This is a genomic window from Streptomyces sp. NPDC002851, from assembly GCF_053591935.1.
Map to the genome: position 1 here is coordinate 36,145 of NZ_JBSFUT010000020.1, position 20,427 is coordinate 56,571.

A 20,427-nucleotide genomic window follows, 5' to 3' on the forward strand; every position below is an offset into this window, starting at 1 on the left:
CGACTACGTGACCAATTTGGCAGACACGCCTGCGCCGATCCGGGGTATGGTGCTAATGCGCCCGCCGAGTATTCGGAGGTTTCCGAGTAACTCAACGGGCCATCCGAATGAGGATGCCCGGTCGGTGGCCCGATCGGCTCCGACCCGACAGCCCTCCGGGCCGTATGCGTCAGCGCGTACGCAGGAGGGGCCCTCAGCGGCGTGACGCTCGAGCGACGGCAGTGGTCCCGTGCCACCCGGCCTCGCACTACAGCGGCCGGATGCACACCCCGGCGCGGTCACGACCCCCCAGCGTTCGCCTCGCGCCGCGTCTCACAGAAGAGGCAGCACCCTGACTACGTTCCGAGAGCTCGGGATCCTTCCCGAGACCGCCGAAGCCCTCGAGGCCGTCGGCATCACGACCCCCTTTCCCATCCAGGAGATGACTCTCCCCGTCGCCCTCGCCGGTACGGACGTCATCGGCCAGGCCAAGACCGGCACCGGCAAGACCCTCGGCTTCGGCCTTCCGCTCCTCGAGCGCGTCACCGTCCCCGCGGACGTCGAGTCCGGCCGGGCGGCCCCCGAGGAGCTCACCGACGCTCCGCAGGCGCTCGTCGTCGTTCCCACCCGCGAGCTGTGCACCCAGGTCACCAATGACCTGCTCACCGCGGGCAAGGTCCGCAACGTCCGGGTCCTCGCCATATACGGCGGCCGGGCGTACGAGCCCCAGGTCGAGGCGCTGAACCGGGGCGTCGACGTCGTCGTCGGCACCCCCGGCCGACTGCTCGACCTCGCGGGCCAGAAGAAGCTCGATCTGCGGCACGTCCGCGCGCTCGTCCTCGACGAGGCCGACGAGATGCTCGACCTGGGCTTCCTGCCCGACGTCGAGAAGATCATCAACCTTCTTCCGGCGAAGCGTCAGACGATGCTGTTCTCGGCGACCATGCCGGGCGCCGTCATCGGCCTGGCCCGCCGCTACATGTCGCAGCCCACGCACATCCGTGCCGCCGCCCCGGACGACCAGGGCGCGACGGTGGCGAACACCGCGCAGCACGTCTACCGCGCCCACTCCATGGACAAGCCGGAGATGGTCGCCCGCATCCTTCAGGCCGAGGGCCGCGGACTCGCGATGATCTTCTGCCGCACGAAGCGCACGGCGGCCGATATCGCCGAGCAGCTGGAGCGCCGCGGCTTCGCCTCCGGCGCGGTCCACGGTGACCTCGGGCAGGGCGCCCGCGAGCAGGCGCTGCGCGCGTTCCGCAACGGCAAGGTGGACGTGCTCGTCTGCACCGACGTCGCCGCCCGCGGTATCGACGTCGAGGGCGTCACGCACGTCATCAACTACCAGTCCCCCGAGGACGAGAAGACCTATCTGCACCGCATCGGCCGCACCGGCCGCGCGGGCGCCAAGGGCATCGCGATCACGCTGGTCGACTGGGACGACATCCCGCGCTGGCAGCTGATCAACAAGGCGCTCGAGCTGGACTTCAACGACCCGCCGGAGACGTACTCCACGTCCCCGCACCTCTTCGAGGAGCTCCGCATCCCCGAGGGCACCAAGGGCGTACTGCCCCGCTCCGAGCGCACCCGCGCCGGGCTGCGGGCCGAGGAGGTCGAGGACCTGGGCGAGACCGGTGGCCGCGGCCGTGGTGGCCGCGGCGGCAAGGGCTCGCGTGGAGACGCCCAGGACGCTGTGGAAGAGCGCCCGCGGCGCACCCGGACCCCGCGTCAGCGCCGCCGCACCCGTGGGGGCGCGCCGGTCGAGGGCGCCCCGGCCGACGGGTCCACGGTCGGCGGGTCCGCGGTCGACGGCGCCACGGCTCCGGCTCCGGCCGGTCCGGACGCCGACGCGGCCGCCGCGCCGGCCGAGGCACCGCGCACTCCGCGCCGCCGTCGCCGTACCCGGGCCGGTGCGCCCGCTTCCGAGGCGACCGTGACCGCCGAGGCTTCGGTCCCGGCTCCGGCCGGGCGGGCGGAGGCCGTCGTCGACACGGCGGAGGGCACCGAGGCGAAGCCCCGTCGCCGCCGTACGCGTAAGGCAGCGGCCACGGCCCCGGAGACCACCGCCGAGACCGCGGTGATCCCCCAGCCGACGGCGACGCCGGAAACGACGGAGCGGACGGACGCGACGGACTCGACGGACACCGCCGAGGTCAAGCCGCGCCGCCGCCGCACCCGCAAGGCGACCACGGCCACCCCGGAGGCAACCCCCGCCGAGACGGCCGTCGCCACGGCCGAAGGCACCGAGGCGGCTGCCGAGGCCAAGCCCCGCCGCCGTACTCGCAAGGCGACGGCCACCGCCCCGGAGGCGGCCCCCGAGGCCGCCGTCGCCACCGCCGAAGGCACCGAGGCCGCCGCCGAGGCCAAGCCCCGCCGTCGCACCCGCAAGGCCACCGCCACCGCCCCGGAGGCAGAGGCCAAGACCGCGGACACGACCGGCGAGGCCAAGCCCCGTCGCCGTACCCGCAAGGCGACCGCGAAGCCCGCGGCCGAGCAGGCGGACGCCTGACACTCGCCTCACCGCAACGCCGATGGCCCGGTCCTCTCCATGAGGGGCCGGGCCATCGGCATTCGTACGCCTGCCGCCAGGTCGTGCCGCCAGGTCCGGTCGCCAGATCTTGTCGCCAGGTCCTGCTGTCAACGTCCCGTCGTCGCCCGGTGGGCGGGAGTTCGACGACAGGGCCTAGCCTCCTCCCATGAGCAGGCCCCCCTTCTTCACGCCCCCGCCCGGTATCGCCGCGTACCAACTCCCCACCGCGCGCGGCGCGTTCGCCGTTCTCGACACCGGGCCGGAGACGGCGCACCGGGGCACCGTGCTGTTGCTGCCCGGGTACACCGGCAGCAAGGAGGACTTCATCGAGCTGCTCGCCCCGATCGCGGCCGCGGGCTACCGTGCGGTCGCCGTCGACGGTCGTGGGCAGTACGAGACGGAGGGGCCGGACGACGACGAGGCCCCCTACGCAATGGACGAGCTGGCGCAGGACGTGCTCGCGCAGGCCGAGGCGATCGGCGGCGGGGGCCGGGTGCACCTCCTGGGGCACTCCCTGGGCGGACTGGTCGCCCGCGCCGCCGTGCTGCGGGACGCCGCCCCGTTCGCCTCCCTGACGCTGGTGTCCTCGGGCCCCGCCCAGGTCTCCCCGTCCCAGCAGGACCGCGTGAAGCTGCTGCTCGACGCGCTCACCGTCCTGGACATGGCGGCGGTGTGGGACGCGATGCAGGAGCTGGAGCCCCCTGAGGACGCCGCCGCCAGCTTCGACGAACCCACCAGGCCCGCACTACGGAACCGCTGGCTCCGCACCAGCCCCGCCCAGCTCACCACCACCGGTCGGCAGCTGCGCACCGAGCCGGACCGGGTGGCCGCGCTCGCCCGCGTACCCCTGCCCAAGCACGTCCTGTCCGGCGAGCGGGACGACGTCTGGCCGGTGCCGCTGCTCGACTCCATGGCCGTACGCCTGGACGCGCACCGGACCGTGATCGCGGGCGCCGAGCACTCCCCCAACACGGACCGACCCGGGCCCACGGCGGCCGCACTCGTCGCCTTCTGGGACGACGTCACAGCGACTGTTTAGCGCCAAAAATTAGGGGCGCGAAAAATTTCCTTAGCGTAGGGAATGTTTGCAGGGGGCAAGTCGTTGTCACCAGTGACGCGCGCTCGTAACAGCTCGGGAAACCGGGCGACATAGCGCGCGTACATACTGAAAGTTCTCCTTGCAGGAGGATCACCGGACGAAGGGAGAAGCTATGCGCTTCGAGATCTTGCGCCTGGACGATGTGAACGGCACCGCCGTGGACAGCACCGTCGTGGACGCCGCCTCCGTCAACCGGATCGTGCAGCAGGCCGCCGCAATCGGCCAGCGCATCTACATCCGCCCGACCGAGCCCGCGGCCTCGTAACGCCGCCACCAGCTCGAACGGCCCCCGTGCAACGCGGCACGGGGGCCGTTTGCATACCCGACGAGATGTGCGTACCCGACGAGAGGCGTCCGGGCGCCCAGGAGCTCAGGAGCCCTGAATCACCTGCGTGACCCCGTTGATGATCTGCTGCACGGCGATCGCGGAGAGCATCATCCCCGCGAGCCGCGTCACGAGCACGACACCGCCGTCCTTGATCACGCGGATGATCACCAGCGAGTACCGCATCACCACCCACAGCACCACATGCATGGCCACGATCGCGCCCCACACGGACAGCTGCCCGCCGAGCCCCTCCGCGTCCTGCACCGCGAGGATCACCGAGACGATCGCGCCGGGCCCGGCGAGCAGCGGCATGCCGAGCGGTACGAGGGCGACGTTGACGTCCTTGGTCTGCTTCGGCTCGTCAGTCTTGCCGGTGAGCAGATCGAGCGCGATGAGCAGAAGCAGCAGACCGCCCGCGATCATCAGGGCGGGCACGGAGACATGCAGGTAGTCGAGGATCTGATGGCCCAGGACGCCGAAGACGGCGATCACCCCGAAGGCCACGCACACCGCTTGGAACGCCATCTTCCGCTGCACCTTGGCGGGGCGCCCCGCGGTGAGCGCGAGGAAGATCGGCGTGATCCCGGGCGGATCCATGATCACAAAGAGGGTCAAGAAGAGCGAGCCGAAGACGGCGAGATCGAACACGGTGAGCCTTGCGTTGGGGTGGTACTGAAGGAGCCCGTCCCGGGGGTACCTCCCGCTCGAGCGAAGCCGAGAGTGGGGGAGTTTGAGGACGGCGCGTTCAGCGCGATGAGCGGGGGTCCGGGGGCGCAGCCCCCAGGACGGTCACCGAGCTGACGGCGGGGATACGTAAAGCGGGGATACGTAAAACGGAAGCGACGCCTAGGCGTCAGTCCCGCCCGCACCCGGCACGGGAAACGCCCCGGTGGCACGGCGGGTGATCTCGCCGTAGATCTCGGGGTCGGTGGTGAACTCCCCGAGGACACAGGTCTTGCGGCTGCCGTGGTAGTCGCTGGACCCGGTGGCGAGCAGGCCCAGGTCCGTGGCGAGGCCGTGCAGGCGGGCGCGGGTGGCCGCGTCGTGGTCCATGTGGTCGGCCTCGATCCCGTCCAGACCGGCCGCGGCGAGCTCGGCGATCGCGGACTCGGGCACCACCTCGCCGCGCTTGACGGCCAGCGGGTGCGCGAAGACGGCGACCCCACCGGCCGCCTTGATCAGTCGGATCGCGTCGAAGGGGTTCAGCTCGTGCTTCTCGACGTACGCCCGGCCGTCGTTGGCGATCCAGTCGGACGTGAACGCGTCGGAGACGCTGGGCACGACGCCGAGTTCGACCATGGCCTCGGCGATGTGCGGGCGGCCCACCGAGCCGTCGGCCGCGATCTCGGCGACCCGCTCCCAGGTGATCGGAACGCCGAGTTCCTGAAGCTTGCCGACCATGCCCCGGGCGCGCGGCACCCGGTCGTCGCGGACCAGCTCGCGCTCGCGCAGGAGCTCCGGCTCCTCGGGGTCGAAGAGGTACGCCAGCATGTGCAGCGGTGTGCCGTCGAGGCGGCAGGAGAGCTCGGCGCCGGTGACGAGGGTCAGCCCGGTCGAGAGTTCGGCGAGCGCGGCACGGGCCTCGACGTGGCCACGGGTGGTGTCGTGGTCGGTCAGCGCCACGACGTCGAGCCCGGCGGCCGCGGCCTTGCGGACGAGCTCGGTCGGGCTGTCCGTACCGTCGGACGCGGTGGAGTGGGTGTGCAGATCGATGCGCACGAGGACCCTCCGGGCGGCGGACGGGGACGGGCGGGGGACGCTTAAGGGTATCGCCCGGTGGGTGTGCTCCCTGACGCGCGTGGTGCGAGGGTGCGCCTGCGGCGGGCTTCCTCCCCGGCCCCGCCCCTTCCCGGCTGTGTCGATATGCGGCTAACGCCGCGTGGGGGGCTCCGCCCCCAGACCCCCCCATCGCGCTGAAGGCGCTCGTCCTCAATCGCCGGACGGGCTCGAAGAAATCAGCCTCGGCGACAGCGCCCCGCACGGCAGCAGTTCGACCTCCGCGCCCGCGTCCCGCAGATCCGTAAGGACCAGCTCGTCGTACATCAGGAGGCCGGTCTGCTCGGGCCAGACCACGGCCCACAGCCAGAGCCCGCGGGCCTCTCCGACGAAGACGGCGCGGTCGTCCGGGGAACCCGGGACGTGCCACAGCGGGGTCGGTCGGCCGGCCGCGAGGACCTTGGCCTGCGGTGGCTTCTCGACGTTGAGGTGCGGGCCGGGGTCGGGGCCCTGGATGCCCGCGTACCGCGCGCCGAGGCCGACACCCAACTCTTCGGAGACGAGGATCATCTCGCCCATCCCGCCGAGTGGCCCGGGCCCGGAGCAGGCGACCGCGGTCGCCCGGCCCCCGTTTCTGTCGTCCCCCGCGCACGCCACCCCGGTGAACAGCCAGCCCAGCGGCAGCGGCCACGGCATCCACACCGGTACGTGGGTGCGGTGCACCACAACACTGAGGGCCTCGACGCTCGGTGGAATCACGGGCTGCAGGGGATGCACGGTCCCGTGTACATCGCACTGCCACGTATCGGCGAAGAGACCGGGAGCCCTGACCCGGCCACCGCACTTCGGGCAACTGGGTTCGCCCCTCATAGCGTTCAACAGTCCTACCCGGCCGTCGCCGCGTCAAGGACGATCACCCGTCCGGGCCGTACGGCGCCAGGTCGAAGTGAGGAGTTCAGTCGAGGCTCACGGACCGGCGCAGCGGATCGCGCAGGTCCGTGTTGTGCGCGAGCCACTTCTCCTGGAGCGCGCCGGCGCCGTGCACCCGCTTCCACGCGGCCTCGTTCGGCGTCATCGGAAGCAGGGGCAGGAACTGCACCGGATCCATGGGCGGTTCGAGCACCAGGTCCTCGACCAGGCCGCCCGGCTCGGCGACCAGGACCGAGGTGAACGGGGCGTCCGGCCACAGCGGTTCCCCCACGTCGAGCGAGGCCCCCGGGACCACGACCACCCCCTCGACCTGCGGCGAAGCGGCGAGCACGGCGAGCGGCCGGAGCACCTTGTCGGTGTCCGCCGTGCCTTTGGCGCCCCCACGTACCGAAAGAACCAGCTCCGCGCGCGGCCCCTTCACCGGGTCGGCGAGCACAATCGACAGGGGCGCCGCGGAGCGGCTCGTTGAGGGGTGGTGGTCGGGCGAGGGACCGGCCGGATCGGCCATCGGCTGCGCCGACATCCCGAGCGTCGCGTACCGCAGGACGTCGCCGTCCCGGAAGCGCAACACCTCGATCCGCTCCGTGCCCAGGAACGTCACCGCCGCCCGCGCGTCCGGTTCCCCGAGTGCCGTACGCAACCTGGCCTCGACCAGCGCAAGAACTTCTGCCATGGCGCGAGCATAGAACTCGTGGAGGGCTGGCAAAGCGGCGCCTTGACGCTCCGGTCGGCTGATACTCTTGGCAGCCGTCCAGGGCAGCGCGCAGAAGCGCGAGTTCGCGCCCGGGCGATGCGGGACTTCCCTACGGGGACAGGACTTTCCCTACGGGGACCGGCCGGAGGAGGTGGGGCTCACATGGACCGAAGTCGACCGTGCAGTACCACCCGCTCTTCCGCCAGGTGACTGCATCTTTTCATCGGGGCTTTCCGTACCCGGGCCGCAGCCGGGCAAACACCTGAAGCCCTGTGCATTCCCACGGCACTTCGCACCACGGAAGAGCGTCTCGTCTCTCTGCTTGACCTGAGTCAGTAGCGAAGGATGTCGCCGCGACGGAGCGGTGCCGCCCGCTTTGCGGACGTGACAAGAGCCGTACGTCCCCATTCCGGGCAGTTCCACCCCCGCGTCGCAGCCGCGTTGCGAAGGAGCCTGCCAATGTCGATGATTCGTGACCTGCGCGCCGCCGTCCGCCCCCAGCTCCGCAAGGGCCGCGACGGCGGCTACGGCGCGTACGACACCCGCCGCGACGCGACCGCCACCAGCGCCGTCGTCGACTGCGCGGTCTACCGGGACGGCCGCCGCGTACCCACCGAAGAGCCGCTCACGCCGCACGACGCGATGCTCCAGGTACGCCGGGACGGCGGCTTCGCGTGGATCGGGCTGCACGAGCCGACCGAGGCGGAATTCTCCGGTATCGCCGCCGAGTTCGGGCTGCACCCGCTGGCCGTCGAGGACGCGGTCCACGCCCACCAGCGGCCCAAGCTGGAGCGGTACGACGACACACTGTTCACCGTCTTCAAGACCATCCACTACGTGGAGCACGCCGAACTCACCGCCACCAGCGAGGTCGTGGAAACCGGCGAGGTCATGTGCTTCACCGGGCGGGACTTCTTCATCACCGTGCGGCACGGCGGCCAGGGCTCGCTGCGGGCGCTGAGGCACCGCCTCCAGGACGACCCGGAGCTGCTCGCCAAGGGGCCGAGCGCGGTCCTGCACACCATCGCGGACCACGTCGTGGACGGGTACATCGCGGTCGCCGACGCCGTGCAGGACGACATCGACGAGGTCGAGAGCGACGTCTTCGCGCAGCCCGCGGGCAAGGGCGGCCCGCGCGGCACCGACGCCGGGCGGATCTACCAGCTCAAGCGCGAGGTCCTGGAGTTCAAGCGGGCCGTCTCCCCGCTCCAGCGGCCGCTTCAGCTGCTCAGCGAGCGGCCGATGCGGCTGATCGACCCCGACATCCAGAAGTACTTCCGGGACGTCGCCGACCACCTCGCGCGCGTGCAGGAGCAGGTCATCGGCTTCGACGAGCTGCTTAACTCGATCCTCCAGGCCAACCTCGCGCAGGCGACGGTCGCGCAGAACGCGGACATGCGCAAGATCACGTCCTGGGCGGCGATCATCGCCGTGCCCACCATGATCTGCGGCGTGTACGGCATGAACTTCGACTACATGCCGGAGCTGAAGTGGAGGTTCGGCTACCCGATGGTGCTCGGCGGGATCGCCGTGGTCTGCTTCGCCATCCACCGGACACTGAAGCGGAACGGCTGGCTCTGACCCGGCCCTGCGGCCCGTACGCGCCCGCCGGGCACCTCGTACGCACCCGCTGGATAAGCTGCGCCCATGAGTGACCCCATGCTCGACCGCGCCCTCGTCGAGGAAGCCACCAAGAAGTCCGGCCTCATCTGGGTCCGGGCCGCCGGTCCCGCCCGCGCGCTCTGGCATGTATGGCACGAGGGCGCCGCGCATGTCGTCGGCGACGGCCCCGGCGAGCAGCCGCTGCCGCAGCTCGCCGACGGGGCGAGTGCCGAGGTCACGGTGCGCAGCAAGGACAAGGGCGGCCGTCTGGTCACCTGGACGGCCAAGGTCGTCGAGCTCGCGCCGCACTCCCCCGAGTGGGAGGCGGCGGTCGCCGATCTCAAGGGCAAGCGCCTGAACGCGCCGGACGCCGAGCAGATGACGGAGCGCTGGGCCCGCGAGTGCCGGGTCGTACGCCTGGAGCCGCAGAACACCGCGGGCGCCGAGCCGCCCTCGGGCTCCCTCGCGGCCCCGCCGCTGCCGACTCCGGCGACGACCCGGGAGCCGATCCCGGGCGCGTTGCCGCGGATACTCTTCAAGCGGCGCCGCAAGACGGGCCGCAAGACGGACTGAGCGCGGCCCTGCGGTCACGACCGGGTCAGGACGTCGGCAGCTGCTTCCCGTAGTCCACCGTGTCGCTCTTCGGCGGCTCTTCCAGGTCGAAGTCCTTGTCCCAGTCCGTGAGGTGGAGGACACCCGCGTCGCCCGCGCGCGCCAGGCGCAGCGGGTACGGCTTGCCCTCCAGGGAGACGTCGAGGGTGCCGCCCGCGCCCTTGTCGCCGGAGATCTTGATGGTGCGCTTGCCGTCGACCTTGCCGCGCGCCCCGGTCGACGCCTTGCCGTGCAGCGTGAGCAGCCCCTCGAGCAGCAGGTCCTTGTCCGTGAAGCCGCTGAGCTGCTTGTACGAGGGGTCGCCCTGCGGCACCTTCACGAACTTGCCGTCGAGCTTCCCGGCCGCCGCCTGGTCGGCCTTGCCGCCCTCGCCGCCCTGGCTGGCCCAGAACCTGCCGTCGGCCTTGAGGTAGAGGTGCCCGCCGATCCGCAGCAGTTCGAAAGTGCGGTCCTTCGACGTGACCTCGCCGCTGCCGCCGTCGCCGGTGAGCCGCATGTCCAGCTTGTACGTCGCGCCCTTGCTGACCACCGATCCGGCGAGGCGCACCGAGGACGCGGACCGCGCCGCCTGCTGTGCCTCGTCCTGGATCTTCGCGGCGGTCAGCTTGCCGATCCCGTTGGTGCCCGCGTCCGGGTTCTTCTCGGTGCTGCCGCCGCCGCACCCCGTCAGGCCCGTCATTCCGGCCACGATCCCCGCGCACACCGCGCTGGCCAGGGCGGTACGGCGGGCTCGGCCGAGGGCAAGGAGGGTCACGTGTTGCACTGCCTCTCATACGGTGGTCCGGGGAGACAGTACGGCAGCGTACCCGGGCCGCAGACGGCACCCGGAAGAGAGCCGTCCGGACGTCCCACCAGGGCGTCTCTGACCAGGACGGGCTAGCCTGAAGCCCGCGATACGACACGAAGCCGGAAGAAAAAGACGGACAAAGAAAACGGCGAAAACGACGTCGGAGAACGACGGAAGAGAACCACGGAAGAGAGCCACGGAAGAGAGCGACGGACGTAAAGGTACGGCTGCGGCACCGCGAAGGAGGCGTACGGAATGCCGGCCACTGCCACCCGGGTCTTTGTCTCGCACATCTCCGGCACCGCCGTCTTCGACCCCAACGGCGATCAGGTGGGCCGCGTCCGGGACCTCGTCGCCATGCTGCGCGTGGGCCGCAAGCCGCCCCAGCTGCTCGGGCTCGTCGTCGAGCTGCACAACCGGCGGCACATCTTCCTGCCCATGACCCGCGTCACCAGCATCCAGGCGGGCCAGGTCATCACCACCGGCGTGCTCAATGTGCGGCGGTTCGAGCAGCGGCCCGCAGAGCGCCTCGTCGTCGGCGAGTTGCTCGACCGCCGGGTCACCCTGGTCGAGACCGGCGAGCAGGTCACCGTGCTCGATGTGTCGGTGCGGCAGCTTCCGGCCCGCCGTGACTGGGAGATCGACCGGGTCTTCGTACGCAAGGGCAAGACGGGCGCGCTGCGGCGCAAGGGAGAGACGCTGACGGTCGAGTGGTCGGCGGTCACGGGGTTCTCCCTGGAAGAGCAGGGCCAGGGCGCCGAGAGCCTGCTCGCCACGCTCGAGCAGCTGCGTCCCGCCGACCTCGCGAACGTCCTGCACCACCTCTCCGCCAAGCGACGCTCCGAGGTGGCCGCGGCCCTCGACGACGACCGCCTGGCCGACGTACTCGAAGAGCTGCCCGAGGACGACCAGATCGAGATCCTCGGCAAGCTCAAGGAAGAGCGCGCCGCCGACGTCCTGGAGGCCATGGACCCGGACGACGCGGCCGACCTCCTCAACGAACTGCCCGAGGACGACCAGGAGCGCCTCCTCGGCCTGATGGAGCCGGACGACGCTGCCGACATGCGGCGCCTCCTGTCGTACGAGGAGCGCACCGCGGGCGGTCTGATGACCACCGAGCCGATCGTGCTGCAGCCGGGCGCCACCGTCGCCGACGCGCTCGCGCGAGTACGGGAACCGGATCTGTCGCCCGCGCTGGCCGCGCAGGTGTACGTGTGCCGACCGCCCGACCAGACGCCGACCGGCAAGTACCTGGGCCTTGTGCACTTCCAGCGGCTGCTGCGCGACGCGCCGTTCACGCTGGTCGGCGGCATGCTCGACACGGACCTTCGGACCCTCGCCCCGGACACCCCGCTGCCCGCGGTGGCCGGGTTCTTCGCCACGTACGACATGGTCGCGGCGCCCGTCGTCGACGACAGCGGCGCGCTGCTCGGCGCGGTGACCGTGGACGACGTCCTCGACCACATGCTGCCGGAGGACTGGCGCGAGACCGAGTTCCACGCGGCGGACGCGGCCTCGACGGACGCGGGCCCGACGAACTCGGCGGGCTCCACGGACTCGGGGGAGGCACCCCATGGCGATCACTGAACGCGGCCGCGACCGGGAGTCACGGGCGGCGGCCGAGCAGTGGCAGCCGCGGATCCGCCTCGACCAGCCGCGCCCCCGGCGCCCCAAGCTGCTGCCCGAGTACGACCCGGACGCGTTCGGGCGGCTGTCGGAGAAGATCGCCCGGTTCCTGGGCACCGGCCGGTTCATCGTCTGGATGACGGTGGTGATCATCGTGTGGGTGGCCTGGAACGTGCTCCTTCCGGGCTCCCTGCGGTTCGACGAGTACCCGTTCATCTTCCTGACCCTGGCCCTCTCCCTCCAGGCCTCGTACGCCGCCCCGCTGATCCTGCTCGCCCAGAACCGGCAGGACGACCGCTCCCGGGTCGACCTGGAGCAGGACCGCAAGCAGAACGAGCGGTCCATGGCCGACACCGAGTATCTGACCCGGGAGATCGCGGCCCTGCGCACCGGACTCGGCGAGGTCGCCACCCGCGACTGGATCCGTTCGGAACTCCAGGAGGTGCTCAGGGAGATGGCCGACCTGCACGGCGGCCCCGACGGTCACCGTGACGAAGGCGACCGCCAGTAGCCCTTCCCCACCCCCGACACCACCGCCGTACCATTCCCGTATGGCTACCGACACGTATCCGACCGAAGACGCGGTCCGCGAAGCGCTCGCGACGGTCAACGACCCCGAGATCAACAAGCCGATCACTGACCTCGGCATGGTCAAATCGGTCGAAATCGGGGCGGACGGCGCGGTGGCCGTGACGGTCTATCTGACGGTCTCCGGCTGCCCCATGCGCGAGACGATCACGAACCGGGTGACCGAGGCGGTCGCCCGCGTCGAGGGCGTGACCTCGGTCGACGTCACGCTCGATGTGATGAGCGACGAGCAGCGCCGCGAGCTCGCCACCGCGCTGCGCGGCGGCACCGCCGAGCGCGAGGTCCCCTTCGCCAAGCCGGGCTCGCTGACCCGGGTGTACGCCGTGGCCTCCGGCAAGGGCGGCGTCGGCAAGTCCTCGGTGACGGTGAACCTGGCGGCGGCGATGGCCGCGGACGGCCTGAAGGTCGGCGTCGTGGACGCGGACATCTACGGCCACAGCGTGCCCCGCATGCTGGGCGCCGACGGCCGCCCCACCCAGGTCGAGAACATGATCATGCCCCCGGCGGCGAACGGCGTGAAGGTCATCTCCATCGGGATGTTCACGCCGGGCAACGCCCCGGTGGTGTGGCGCGGCCCGATGCTGCACCGCGCGCTCCAGCAGTTCCTCGCCGACGTCTACTGGGGCGACCTGGACGTGCTGCTCCTCGACCTCCCGCCGGGCACCGGTGACATCGCGATCTCGGTGGCCCAGCTGGTCCCGAACGCCGAGATCCTGGTCGTGACCACCCCGCAGCAGGCCGCGGCCGAGGTCGCCGAGCGAGCCGGTGCGATCGCCGTGCAGACCCACCAGAAGATCGTCGGCGTCGTCGAGAACATGTCGGGGATGCCCTGCCCGCACTGCGGCGAGATGGTCGACGTCTTCGGCACCGGCGGCGGCGAGCGGGTCGCCGAGGGCCTCACGAAGACCACGGGCACGAACGTGCCGGTGCTCGGCGGCATCCCGATCGACGTCCGCCTGCGCGAGGGCGGCGACGAGGGCAAGCCGGTCGTCCTGACCGACCCGGAGTCCCCGGCGGGCTCCGCCCTGCGCGCCATCGCGGGCAAGCTGGGTGGGCGGCAGCGAGGGCTGTCGGGGATGTCGCTGGGGATTACGCCGAAGAACAAGTTCTGAAGCGCTTCGGTACGTCGGGGCGGGACTGGGATGGCTTTCTTCCCCAGTCCCGCCCCTTCCCGCAGTATCGATATGCGGCTAACGCCGCGTGGTGGGGGCTCCGCCCCCAGACCCCCGCTCCTCAAACGCCGGAGGGGCTGGAGTATCAGGCGTACGCCGCGACGTCCTTCACCACCGAGAAGCCCAGGCCGTACGCGCTCATCCCGCGCCCGTACGCGCCCAGGTGCACGCCCGAGCCCGGGGACCCGGCCAGGACCCAGCCGAACTCGGACTCGCGGTAGTGGAACGGCGTGGGCACGCCGTCCACCGGCAGCGTGAGCGCCGACCAGTCCGCGCCCCCGAGGTCGTCCGCGAGCACCCAGGCCGTCTCGGTCTGCTGCTCCAGCCAGTCGTCGCGCAGTGTGTGGTCCATCTGGCGGGGCCAGCTGACGGTGAGCAGGCCGACCCCGGCCAGCCAGGCCGCGGACGAGACCGAGGTCGCCTCCAGGGTGCCGGTGCCGTCGGCGCTGCGCCGCACCGGGCTGGCCCCGACGGTCACGACGACCGTGAAGCGCTCGCGGCCCGGGTTCGCGTCGTTCCGTACCGTTGGCTCGTCACCGTGTCCGATCGACCCGTGCTCGACGGTGCCGTCGGCGGCGGTGCCGACCGGCATCAGCCAGCGTGGGCCCGTGAATGCCTCGTCGAGGCCGTACCACGGGAACGACGCCAGCAGGTAGCCGTCGACCGCGTGTTCCATCCGCGCCGTGGACGTCGCATACGTCCCGGTCCGACTCGTGGTGTCCATGTGCCCGGCCGCCTCCTCGTTCCTTCTGTCGGTCCGGAGCGGCCCGCCCCCCTCGGGCGTCCTGAGTCCGGACAACAACTGAGCAGAATAGCCATCTCATCAACTCAAGATGGGGTTCAGGCGGGGGCGCGCGGGTCGCTCAGCGGGGTCGCTCCGCGGCTCGGTAGGGTCGCTCGGCTGCTCGGCGGGGTCGCTCGACGGCTCAGGTGGCGTCGGAATCGAAGGGCGGGCGTTCGTCCTTCTGGAGGCTCTGCGGCTTCTTCTCCAGGTCGGGGCCGGAGCTCTTCGTCAGGCTGGGGCCGGAGGTGCCGGACGTGCTCGATGCCGTCGTGGCGGAGCCGCCGACGGAGGTCCCGGTGTCGTGGCCGTTCACGGCGTCGGCCACCTCGACCATTTCCTTCCGCAGGTCGAAGCCGTTGCGGATCTCCTTGAGGCCGAGCTCGTCGTTGTCCATCTGCTTGCGGATGAACGTCTTCGGGTTGAGGTCCTCGAACTCGAAGTCCTTGAACTCGGGGCCCAGCTCCTGCCTGATGTCCTGCTTGGCGCTGTCCGAGAAGTCCCGGATCCTGCGGATGAACCGGGACACGTCCTGAACGACCTTCGGCAGCTTGTCCGGGCCGAAGACGAGCACGGCGAGGACCACGAGCGTCACCAGCTCGAGTCCACCTATGTCGTTGAACACCTTGCAGCTCCTTGCAGCTCCTTGCGATGTCCGCGTCGTCCGCGTCCCGGGGCAGGCCGAGGCCGGGTCCGGGCCGGTCCCACGGTACCCGGCGATCCTGTACGCCCGGTACTGTCCCGGGGCGGTTCAGCCGACCTCCGGGTGTTCCCGAGGTGGCGTACGGGTGGTCGGACGCTGTCGCCCAGCCACCGTGGGCCGTCTGTTGGCCGTTGCCGACCGGGACCGCCCGTCGGCAGCCGCTGCCGCCCGGAACCGGCGGCCGTTCTCGGCAGCCGCTGCCGCCCGGAACCGGGGGCTCAGCTGCTGGCCGCGGTGCCGAGGACCAAGGACAGGGTGCGCTCCTTGCCGCCTCGCTCCAGGGTCAGCTTCAGCCGGTCGCCGGGGCGGTGGGCGCGGATCTTCACGATCAACTCCTCACCCGAGTGCACCCGTTGGCCATCCACCTGGGTGATGACGTCGCCCGCCTCGATACCCGCCTTGTCCGCGGGCCCGCCCGGACGCACCGCCGGGCTGCCGTCCCCGGCCTTCTCCGCGACCCGCGCGCCGTCGCCCGTGAACTTGGTGTCGAGGGTGACCTCGATCACCGGGTGGGTGGCCTTGCCGGTGTTGATCAGCTCCTCGGCGACCCGCTTGGCCTGGTTGATGGGGATCGCGAAGCCGAGCCCTATGGAGCCCGCCTGACCGCCGTCGAGCCCTGAGCCGCTGCCCGCGGAACGGATCGCGCTGTTGATCCCGATGACCCGGGCCTTGGAGTCGACCAGGGGGCCGCCCGAGTTGCCGGGGTTGATCGGGGCGTCGGTCTGGAGCGCGTCGACATAACTGACGTCGCTGCCGTCGCCCTCCTCGCCGCCCGCGGTGATCGGCCGCTCCTTGGCGCTGATGATCCCGGCGGTCACCGTGTTCGACAGGTCGAAGGGCGCGCCGATGGCCACCACCGGGTCTCCGACCTGCACGTTCTCGGAGTTGCCCAGGCGCAGCGGCTTGAGCCCCGAGACGCCGTCGACCTTGACCACCGCGAGGTCGTACCCGGCGTCGCCCCCGACGACCTCGCCCTTGGCGGTCTCACCGCCGCTGAAGGTCACCGTGACGTCGCCGCCGTCGCCCGCGGGCTGCACCACGTGATTGTTGGTGAGGATGTGACCCCGGGCATCGAGCACGAACCCCGTACCGGTGCCCGCCTCGTCGGCCCCGCTGACGTGCAGCGTGACCACGCCCGGCAGCGCACTGGCGGCGATCCCCGCAACGCTCCCCGGCGGCCGCTCCTTGGACTCCGGCCCCGCCTGCGGCAGTTCAACGGTGCCCGCGGCGCCATTCCGCTCGACATACGCCCCTACGCCGCCACCGATCCCGCCCGCGACCAGCGCGAGCAGCAGCCCGGCAACGGCCAGGCGCCCCCGCTTCGGCTTCCGCCCTGGCGCGGCTCCGTCGACCCCGAGCAGGGGCTGGGGGCGCGAGGCGCTCCAGGGGTCGTACTGCTGCCAGGGGGCGGGGGCGGGGGTGGACGGCTGAGGGTGGGGCTGGGGTTGGGGTTGCGGCTGCGGGTGGGGGTCCTGGGGCGGCTGGGCCTGAGGGTGGTGCTGTGGGGGGTGGGTGACGGTCCCGTGGGGCGGGGTGCCGCTACCCGGGTTCGCGGGGTTCCCCGGGTTCGCCGGGAGCGGTGCGCTCTGCGCTTCGGCGTACGGAGGCACGGGCGTGCCCTGCGCCGGAGTACCCAGGCCAGTCGGGGCACCGCCGCCGCCCTGTGGAACCGGCGTGCCCTGCGCGGGAGTCGCCCCCGGGTGCTGAACCGGCGGCGCGGGGGCCCAGGGACCGGGCTCACCGTAAGGCGGGGTCCCGTACGGATCGGGATCGTGCAACGGCTTGGGCCGCTCCCTGACCGCCTCGGCAGCGGCAGGCGCCTGGGCGGTGCCGACGGGCTCAGTGGCATCCCCGGCAGCACGCGCCCCAGGAACACCCCCGGATATCCGCGCGCCCGGACCGCCGTCCACCGGAGCCCGGCCGTCGGCGGACCTGCTTCCCGCCGCCTGATCTGCCGTACCGGCCCGCTCCGCCTCGGGCTCCGTGGCTGTCTCGCCCGCCGCACTCGTCCGGGGGCGGCTCCACCACTTCGCCTTCGGCCCCGTGGACTTCGCCTCGTCCATGCTCTCCCCACACCTGGTCCGCGGGGCTCGGCCCGCGGCTCGTCGAACTCCCGCCTCAGCGGACACGGCCCACCCAGATTCAATCAGGTTTGCGAACCGCCGCGCAGAGTTCGCTCAGCGGCCGGACGGGAACGAGGCGTCCGTCGGGGGCTGGGGCAGCAGGGGCGAGGTGCTTGGTGCCGTCGCCTGCCCGGGTCGGCCGCCGAGGCCCGGCGCCGGGTACTGCGGGGAACCGGCGGGCGGACGTATCAGCGGGGACAGGGCGGTCGCTCCGGAGAGCAGCGGCGAGGAGCCGGGAGCGCGGGGCTCCTGGGCTCCGCCCGGGGCCGTGCCGGGGTCGGGTCCTGATCCACCGGGCAGATGTGTTCCGGAACCGAGCAGCCCGGGCCCCTGCGGTGCGAGCCCCGGCAGGACGGGTCCGGGCATGCCCGGTGGCGCCGTGCCCGTGATCGACATGGGTGTCGAGCCCGTACCGGGACCGCTCCGCTGCGCCCCGGTCAGGCCGAAAGCGCCGACTGTGTCCGTCGTACTGCCGCGTCCGGCAGAGCGGCGGCGTCCCGGGTCGGCCGCGGTGCCGCCGGAGGCGTTCGGGCCGCGCTGTGGGGCCGCCTTGGAGCCCCGTGACTCCGCGCCGGTGTCGGCCGGTATCGGGGTGCCCGTGGTCACCCCGCCCAACGCGATCGCGGCGAGCGAGACCGCCCCCGCGGCCGCGAAGGCGAATCGACGCCCGCGCGAGGCGGCCGCACGCTCCTGCGCGGTCCGGCCTGCGTCGGTCCGGCCGACCTCATGTATCCGAAAGCCGCGCTCCCGGGCGCCGCCGGGCAGCATGCCGCCGGGTGCCCCGGAGGGACCGAGGCCGAAGGTGCCGCGCCGTCGCGTGAAGACGCCGTCGGCCTCGGGCTCGAAGACCGTATCGGCCAGGCCCGAGGCGAAGGTGCCGGTCGAGTCGTCGTCACCGCCGCCGGGCAGTTCCTGGAGGCGGGCCAGGAAACTCTCGGAGGGGCCGGGTGGGGCCGTGGAGGCGAAGTACGTCTTCAGGCGTCGTTGGGCGTCGGCCTCGGCCTTGCACTTCGGGCAGGTGGCAAGGTGGGCGAGCACACGCTCGCGGGTGTCATGGCCCAGCTCTCCGTCCACCAGGGCGGCGAGCCGGTCCCCCAGGTGCTGCTCGGCGAGGTGCTGCTCGGCAGGGTTCCGCCGTGATCCACTCACGCGGTCGCGCCCCCTCGTCCCAGAGCGGGCACACCCATGACCGCGAGGGAACGGCGTTCGGCACGGGCCTCGGGTGAGCGGTGCTGGAGGGCCTTGCGGAGCTGGGAGCGGCCGCGGTGGATACGGCTGCGGACCGTACCTAGCTTGACGCCCAGGGTCGCGGCGATCTCCTCGTACGAAAGGCCCTCGATGTCGCAGAGGACCACGGCGGCGCGGAACTCGGGCGCGAGGGTGTCGAGCGCCTGCTGCACGTCCGCGTCGAAGTGGGTGTCGTTGAAGACCTGCTGGGGCGAGGGCTCGCGGCTGGGCAGGCGCTCTGCGGCGTCGTCACCGAGCGCGTCGAAGCGGATGCGCTGGCGGCGGCGGACCATGTCCAGGAAGAGGTTGGTCGTGATGCGGTGCAGCCAGCCCTCGAAGGTGCCCGGGGTGTAGGTGGAGAGCGAGCGGAAGACGCGCACGAAGACTTCCTGCGTGAGGTCCTCGGCGTCGTGCTGGTTGCCCGTCAGTCGGTACGCGAGGCGGTAGACGCGACCACTGTGCGTGCTGACGATCTCCTCCCAGGTGGGCGGAGTCCACGCCTGCGATTCCGCATCGGCGGCGAAGGTCGCGGTCTGTGCGGAGTCGGCGGCGCGGTCACGGTCAGCGGTGTAGGTCACGGATTTCGGCTCGCTCGCCGGCCTGAGGAAGCGCCGCAGTCGCGACACTCGTCCCCGGTCCCCGGCAGCGGCCGCACCTCCCCTGTCGGCTCTGGTGGTGTCCAGTGGAGCACCTACCATAGCCATCCCGTCCGTTAGCTCCGGATAAGCTTTTTTACGTGAATTTGGCATAAGCGCCGTTCTCCTTCCCCCTCCTTTCCAACGCCCGGTCCCATCTGCGGGTTCCCGGTCCAACGGATACAGTCACCGGCAGGCCGAGGCCGCCAACAACGGGGACAGGAGAGGGTCATTACCGCCAACCGGCAGACGAGCTGGGCGTTCGCCGACGCGTTCGTCGCCGAGGACGACGCCCTGAACTGGGCCCGCGAGCGGGCTCAGGAGTCCGGGCTGCGCCCGGTGTCGCCCGGCACCGGCACCGCCCTGCGCATGCTCGCCGCGAGCGTGGGCGCCAAGGCGGTCGCCGAGATCGGCACCGGAACCGGCGTCTCCGGGATCCATCTGCTGCACGGCATGCGCCCCGACGGCGTCCTGACCACGGTCGACCCGGAGCCCGAGCGGCAGCAGTTCGCCCGCCAGGCCTTCCGCGCCGCCGGTTTCGCGAACAACCGGGCCCGGTTCATCCCCGGCCGCGCCCTGGAGGTGCTGCCGCGGCTCGCGGACAGCGGATACGACCTGGTCTTCTGCGACGGCGACCGCATGGAGTGCCTCGAGTACCTCGCTGAATCGTTGCGCCTGCTCCGGCCCGGCGGCCTGGTCTGCTTCGAGGGCGTCTTCGCGGACGACCGTACGGTGGGCTCGGGACCGCAGCCCGCCGAGGTCCTGACGCTGCGGGAGCTGCTGCGTACGGTGCGCGAGAGCCACGACCTGGTGCCCGCGCTGCTGCCGATGGGCGACGGACTGCTCTGCGCCGTCAAGCGCTGAGCACGCGCCGGAGCGCCTGAGCATCCGCGCGCCCCACCGCGTCATCGGAGGCGGAGTCCCCCGACATGACCCTGCCCCAGCACGCTGTTAGTGTGCCGGGGCAGGAAAAACCGAATAAGCGCATCACGCGCGACGGCGGAATCGCCGTATTCGCATCGTTAGCCGACGACCTTCTTCAGGGCGTCGCCGAGGGCATCGGCTTCGTCCGGAGTCAGCTCGACAACAAGTCGACCGCCGCCTTCGAGCGGAACGCGCATGACGATGCCCCGCCCCTCCTTGGTCACCTCGAGCGGGCCGTCGCCCGTCCGCGGCTTCATGGCCGCCATGCTCGTTCCCCTTCCTGAAACCAGCTCACCGTCAGCCGACGGCCCCGTAACAGGCGCCGCGTCACCGGCATCGAACACATTGCTTCCCAGCCATTATCCCGCATC

Annotated in this window: 19 protein-coding genes and 1 pseudogene; 9 read left to right on the forward strand and 11 right to left on the reverse strand. The window is 71.7% G+C overall.

From position 1 onward, the window contains the following. Positions 1-201 precede the first annotated feature (201 nt). The 3 genes and pseudogenes from ACWD10_RS21645 to ACWD10_RS21655 all read left to right on the forward strand — a co-directional run bounded on the left by ACWD10_RS21645 (position 202) and on the right by ACWD10_RS21655 (position 3,873). Positions 202-2,488, forward strand: a pseudogene (locus tag ACWD10_RS21645) (DEAD/DEAH box helicase). A gap of 187 nt (positions 2,489-2,675) precedes the next feature. After that, positions 2,676-3,548 (forward strand): alpha/beta fold hydrolase, encoded by an 873-nt coding sequence (locus tag ACWD10_RS21650; RefSeq protein ID WP_451093344.1) that lies wholly within the window; start codon positions 2,676-2,678, stop codon positions 3,546-3,548. Between the two features lie 172 nt (positions 3,549-3,720). Next, positions 3,721-3,873, forward strand: a complete 153-nt coding sequence (locus tag ACWD10_RS21655; RefSeq protein WP_451093346.1) for a hypothetical protein — start codon at positions 3,721-3,723, stop codon at positions 3,871-3,873. A gap of 105 nt (positions 3,874-3,978) precedes the next feature. Here the strand turns inward: ACWD10_RS21655 and ACWD10_RS21660 are convergent, their stop codons facing one another. The 4 genes from ACWD10_RS21660 to ACWD10_RS21675 form a co-directional block, all read right to left on the reverse strand. After that, complete coding sequence (locus ACWD10_RS21660; RefSeq protein WP_451093348.1) at positions 3,979-4,584, reverse strand: MarC family protein; 606 nt, start codon at positions 4,582-4,584, stop codon at positions 3,979-3,981. 198 nt (positions 4,585-4,782) lie between these two features. Then, positions 4,783-5,655: a PHP domain-containing protein gene (locus ACWD10_RS21665; RefSeq protein WP_451093350.1), complete on the reverse strand. Its 873-nt coding sequence runs from the start codon at positions 5,653-5,655 to the stop codon at positions 4,783-4,785. A 210-nt stretch (positions 5,656-5,865) separates the two neighbouring features. Next, the gene (locus ACWD10_RS21670; RefSeq protein WP_451093352.1) at positions 5,866-6,522 is read right to left on the reverse strand and encodes a DUF6758 family protein; all 657 of its coding nucleotides are present in this window, start codon (positions 6,520-6,522) and stop codon (positions 5,866-5,868) included. Between the two features lie 85 nt (positions 6,523-6,607). Next, positions 6,608-7,255: a suppressor of fused domain protein gene (locus ACWD10_RS21675; RefSeq protein WP_451093354.1), complete on the reverse strand. Its 648-nt coding sequence runs from the start codon at positions 7,253-7,255 to the stop codon at positions 6,608-6,610. A gap of 480 nt (positions 7,256-7,735) precedes the next feature. Here ACWD10_RS21675 and ACWD10_RS21680 point away from each other — a divergent pair, with 480 nt between their 5' ends. After that, the gene (locus tag ACWD10_RS21680) at positions 7,736-8,857 is read left to right on the forward strand and encodes a magnesium and cobalt transport protein CorA (protein WP_451093356.1); all 1,122 of its coding nucleotides are present in this window, start codon (positions 7,736-7,738) and stop codon (positions 8,855-8,857) included. Between the two features lie 66 nt (positions 8,858-8,923). Next, on the forward strand, positions 8,924-9,451 hold the full coding sequence (locus ACWD10_RS21685; protein WP_451093358.1) for a hypothetical protein: 528 nt from the start codon (positions 8,924-8,926) through the stop codon (positions 9,449-9,451). Positions 9,452-9,476: 25 nt separating this feature from the next. On the opposite strand, the gene ACWD10_RS21690 is transcribed toward ACWD10_RS21685, so the two are convergent. Further along, the gene (locus ACWD10_RS21690) at positions 9,477-10,244 is read right to left on the reverse strand and encodes a hypothetical protein (RefSeq protein ID WP_451093534.1); all 768 of its coding nucleotides are present in this window, start codon (positions 10,242-10,244) and stop codon (positions 9,477-9,479) included. 288 nt (positions 10,245-10,532) lie between these two features. On the opposite strand from ACWD10_RS21690, the gene ACWD10_RS21695 reads away from it, so the two are divergent. The 3 genes from ACWD10_RS21695 to ACWD10_RS21705 are packed head-to-tail and all read left to right on the forward strand — an operon-like array spanning position 10,533 to position 13,603. Then, positions 10,533-11,864 carry a magnesium transporter MgtE N-terminal domain-containing protein gene (locus ACWD10_RS21695; protein WP_451093360.1) on the forward strand — a complete coding sequence of 444 codons (1,332 nt, stop codon included), beginning with the start codon at positions 10,533-10,535 and terminating at the stop codon, positions 11,862-11,864. Continuing rightward, positions 11,851-12,414 (forward strand): DUF1003 domain-containing protein, encoded by a 564-nt coding sequence (locus ACWD10_RS21700; protein ID WP_451093362.1) that lies wholly within the window; start codon positions 11,851-11,853, stop codon positions 12,412-12,414. Before ACWD10_RS21695 ends, ACWD10_RS21700 begins: the two co-directional genes overlap by 14 nt. Positions 12,415-12,454: 40 nt before the next feature. Beyond that, on the forward strand, positions 12,455-13,603 hold the full coding sequence (locus tag ACWD10_RS21705; RefSeq protein ID WP_451093364.1) for an Mrp/NBP35 family ATP-binding protein: 1,149 nt from the start codon (positions 12,455-12,457) through the stop codon (positions 13,601-13,603). Positions 13,604-13,748: 145 nt separating this feature from the next. Here the strand turns inward: ACWD10_RS21705 and ACWD10_RS21710 are convergent, their stop codons facing one another. The 5 genes from ACWD10_RS21710 to sigE all read right to left on the reverse strand — a co-directional run bounded on the left by ACWD10_RS21710 (position 13,749) and on the right by sigE (position 19,195). Further along, complete coding sequence (locus ACWD10_RS21710; RefSeq protein ID WP_451093366.1) at positions 13,749-14,387, reverse strand: hypothetical protein; 639 nt, start codon at positions 14,385-14,387, stop codon at positions 13,749-13,751. A gap of 202 nt (positions 14,388-14,589) precedes the next feature. Next, entirely contained in the window at positions 14,590-15,069 is a 480-nt protein-coding gene (locus tag ACWD10_RS21715; protein WP_451093368.1) for a sec-independent translocase, read from the reverse strand. Positions 15,070-15,365: 296 nt separating this feature from the next. Continuing rightward, the gene (locus tag ACWD10_RS21720; RefSeq protein ID WP_451093370.1) at positions 15,366-17,210 is read right to left on the reverse strand and encodes a trypsin-like peptidase domain-containing protein; all 1,845 of its coding nucleotides are present in this window, start codon (positions 17,208-17,210) and stop codon (positions 15,366-15,368) included. A gap of 114 nt (positions 17,211-17,324) precedes the next feature. Continuing rightward, complete coding sequence (locus tag ACWD10_RS21725) at positions 17,325-18,419, reverse strand: zf-HC2 domain-containing protein (protein ID WP_451093372.1); 1,095 nt, start codon at positions 18,417-18,419, stop codon at positions 17,325-17,327. Further along, on the reverse strand, positions 18,416-19,195 hold the full coding sequence (gene sigE, locus ACWD10_RS21730; protein WP_451093374.1) for an RNA polymerase sigma factor SigE: 780 nt from the start codon (positions 19,193-19,195) through the stop codon (positions 18,416-18,418). Before sigE ends, ACWD10_RS21725 begins: the two co-directional genes overlap by 4 nt. A gap of 117 nt (positions 19,196-19,312) precedes the next feature. Between sigE and ACWD10_RS21735 the strand changes: the two genes are divergently transcribed. Continuing rightward, positions 19,313-19,996 carry an O-methyltransferase gene (locus tag ACWD10_RS21735; protein WP_451093536.1) on the forward strand — a complete coding sequence of 228 codons (684 nt, stop codon included), beginning with the start codon at positions 19,313-19,315 and terminating at the stop codon, positions 19,994-19,996. A 158-nt stretch (positions 19,997-20,154) separates the two neighbouring features. Here the strand turns inward: ACWD10_RS21735 and ACWD10_RS21740 are convergent, their stop codons facing one another. Then, on the reverse strand, positions 20,155-20,322 hold the full coding sequence (locus ACWD10_RS21740) for a DUF3117 domain-containing protein (protein WP_003966491.1): 168 nt from the start codon (positions 20,320-20,322) through the stop codon (positions 20,155-20,157). Positions 20,323-20,427 lie beyond the last annotated feature (105 nt).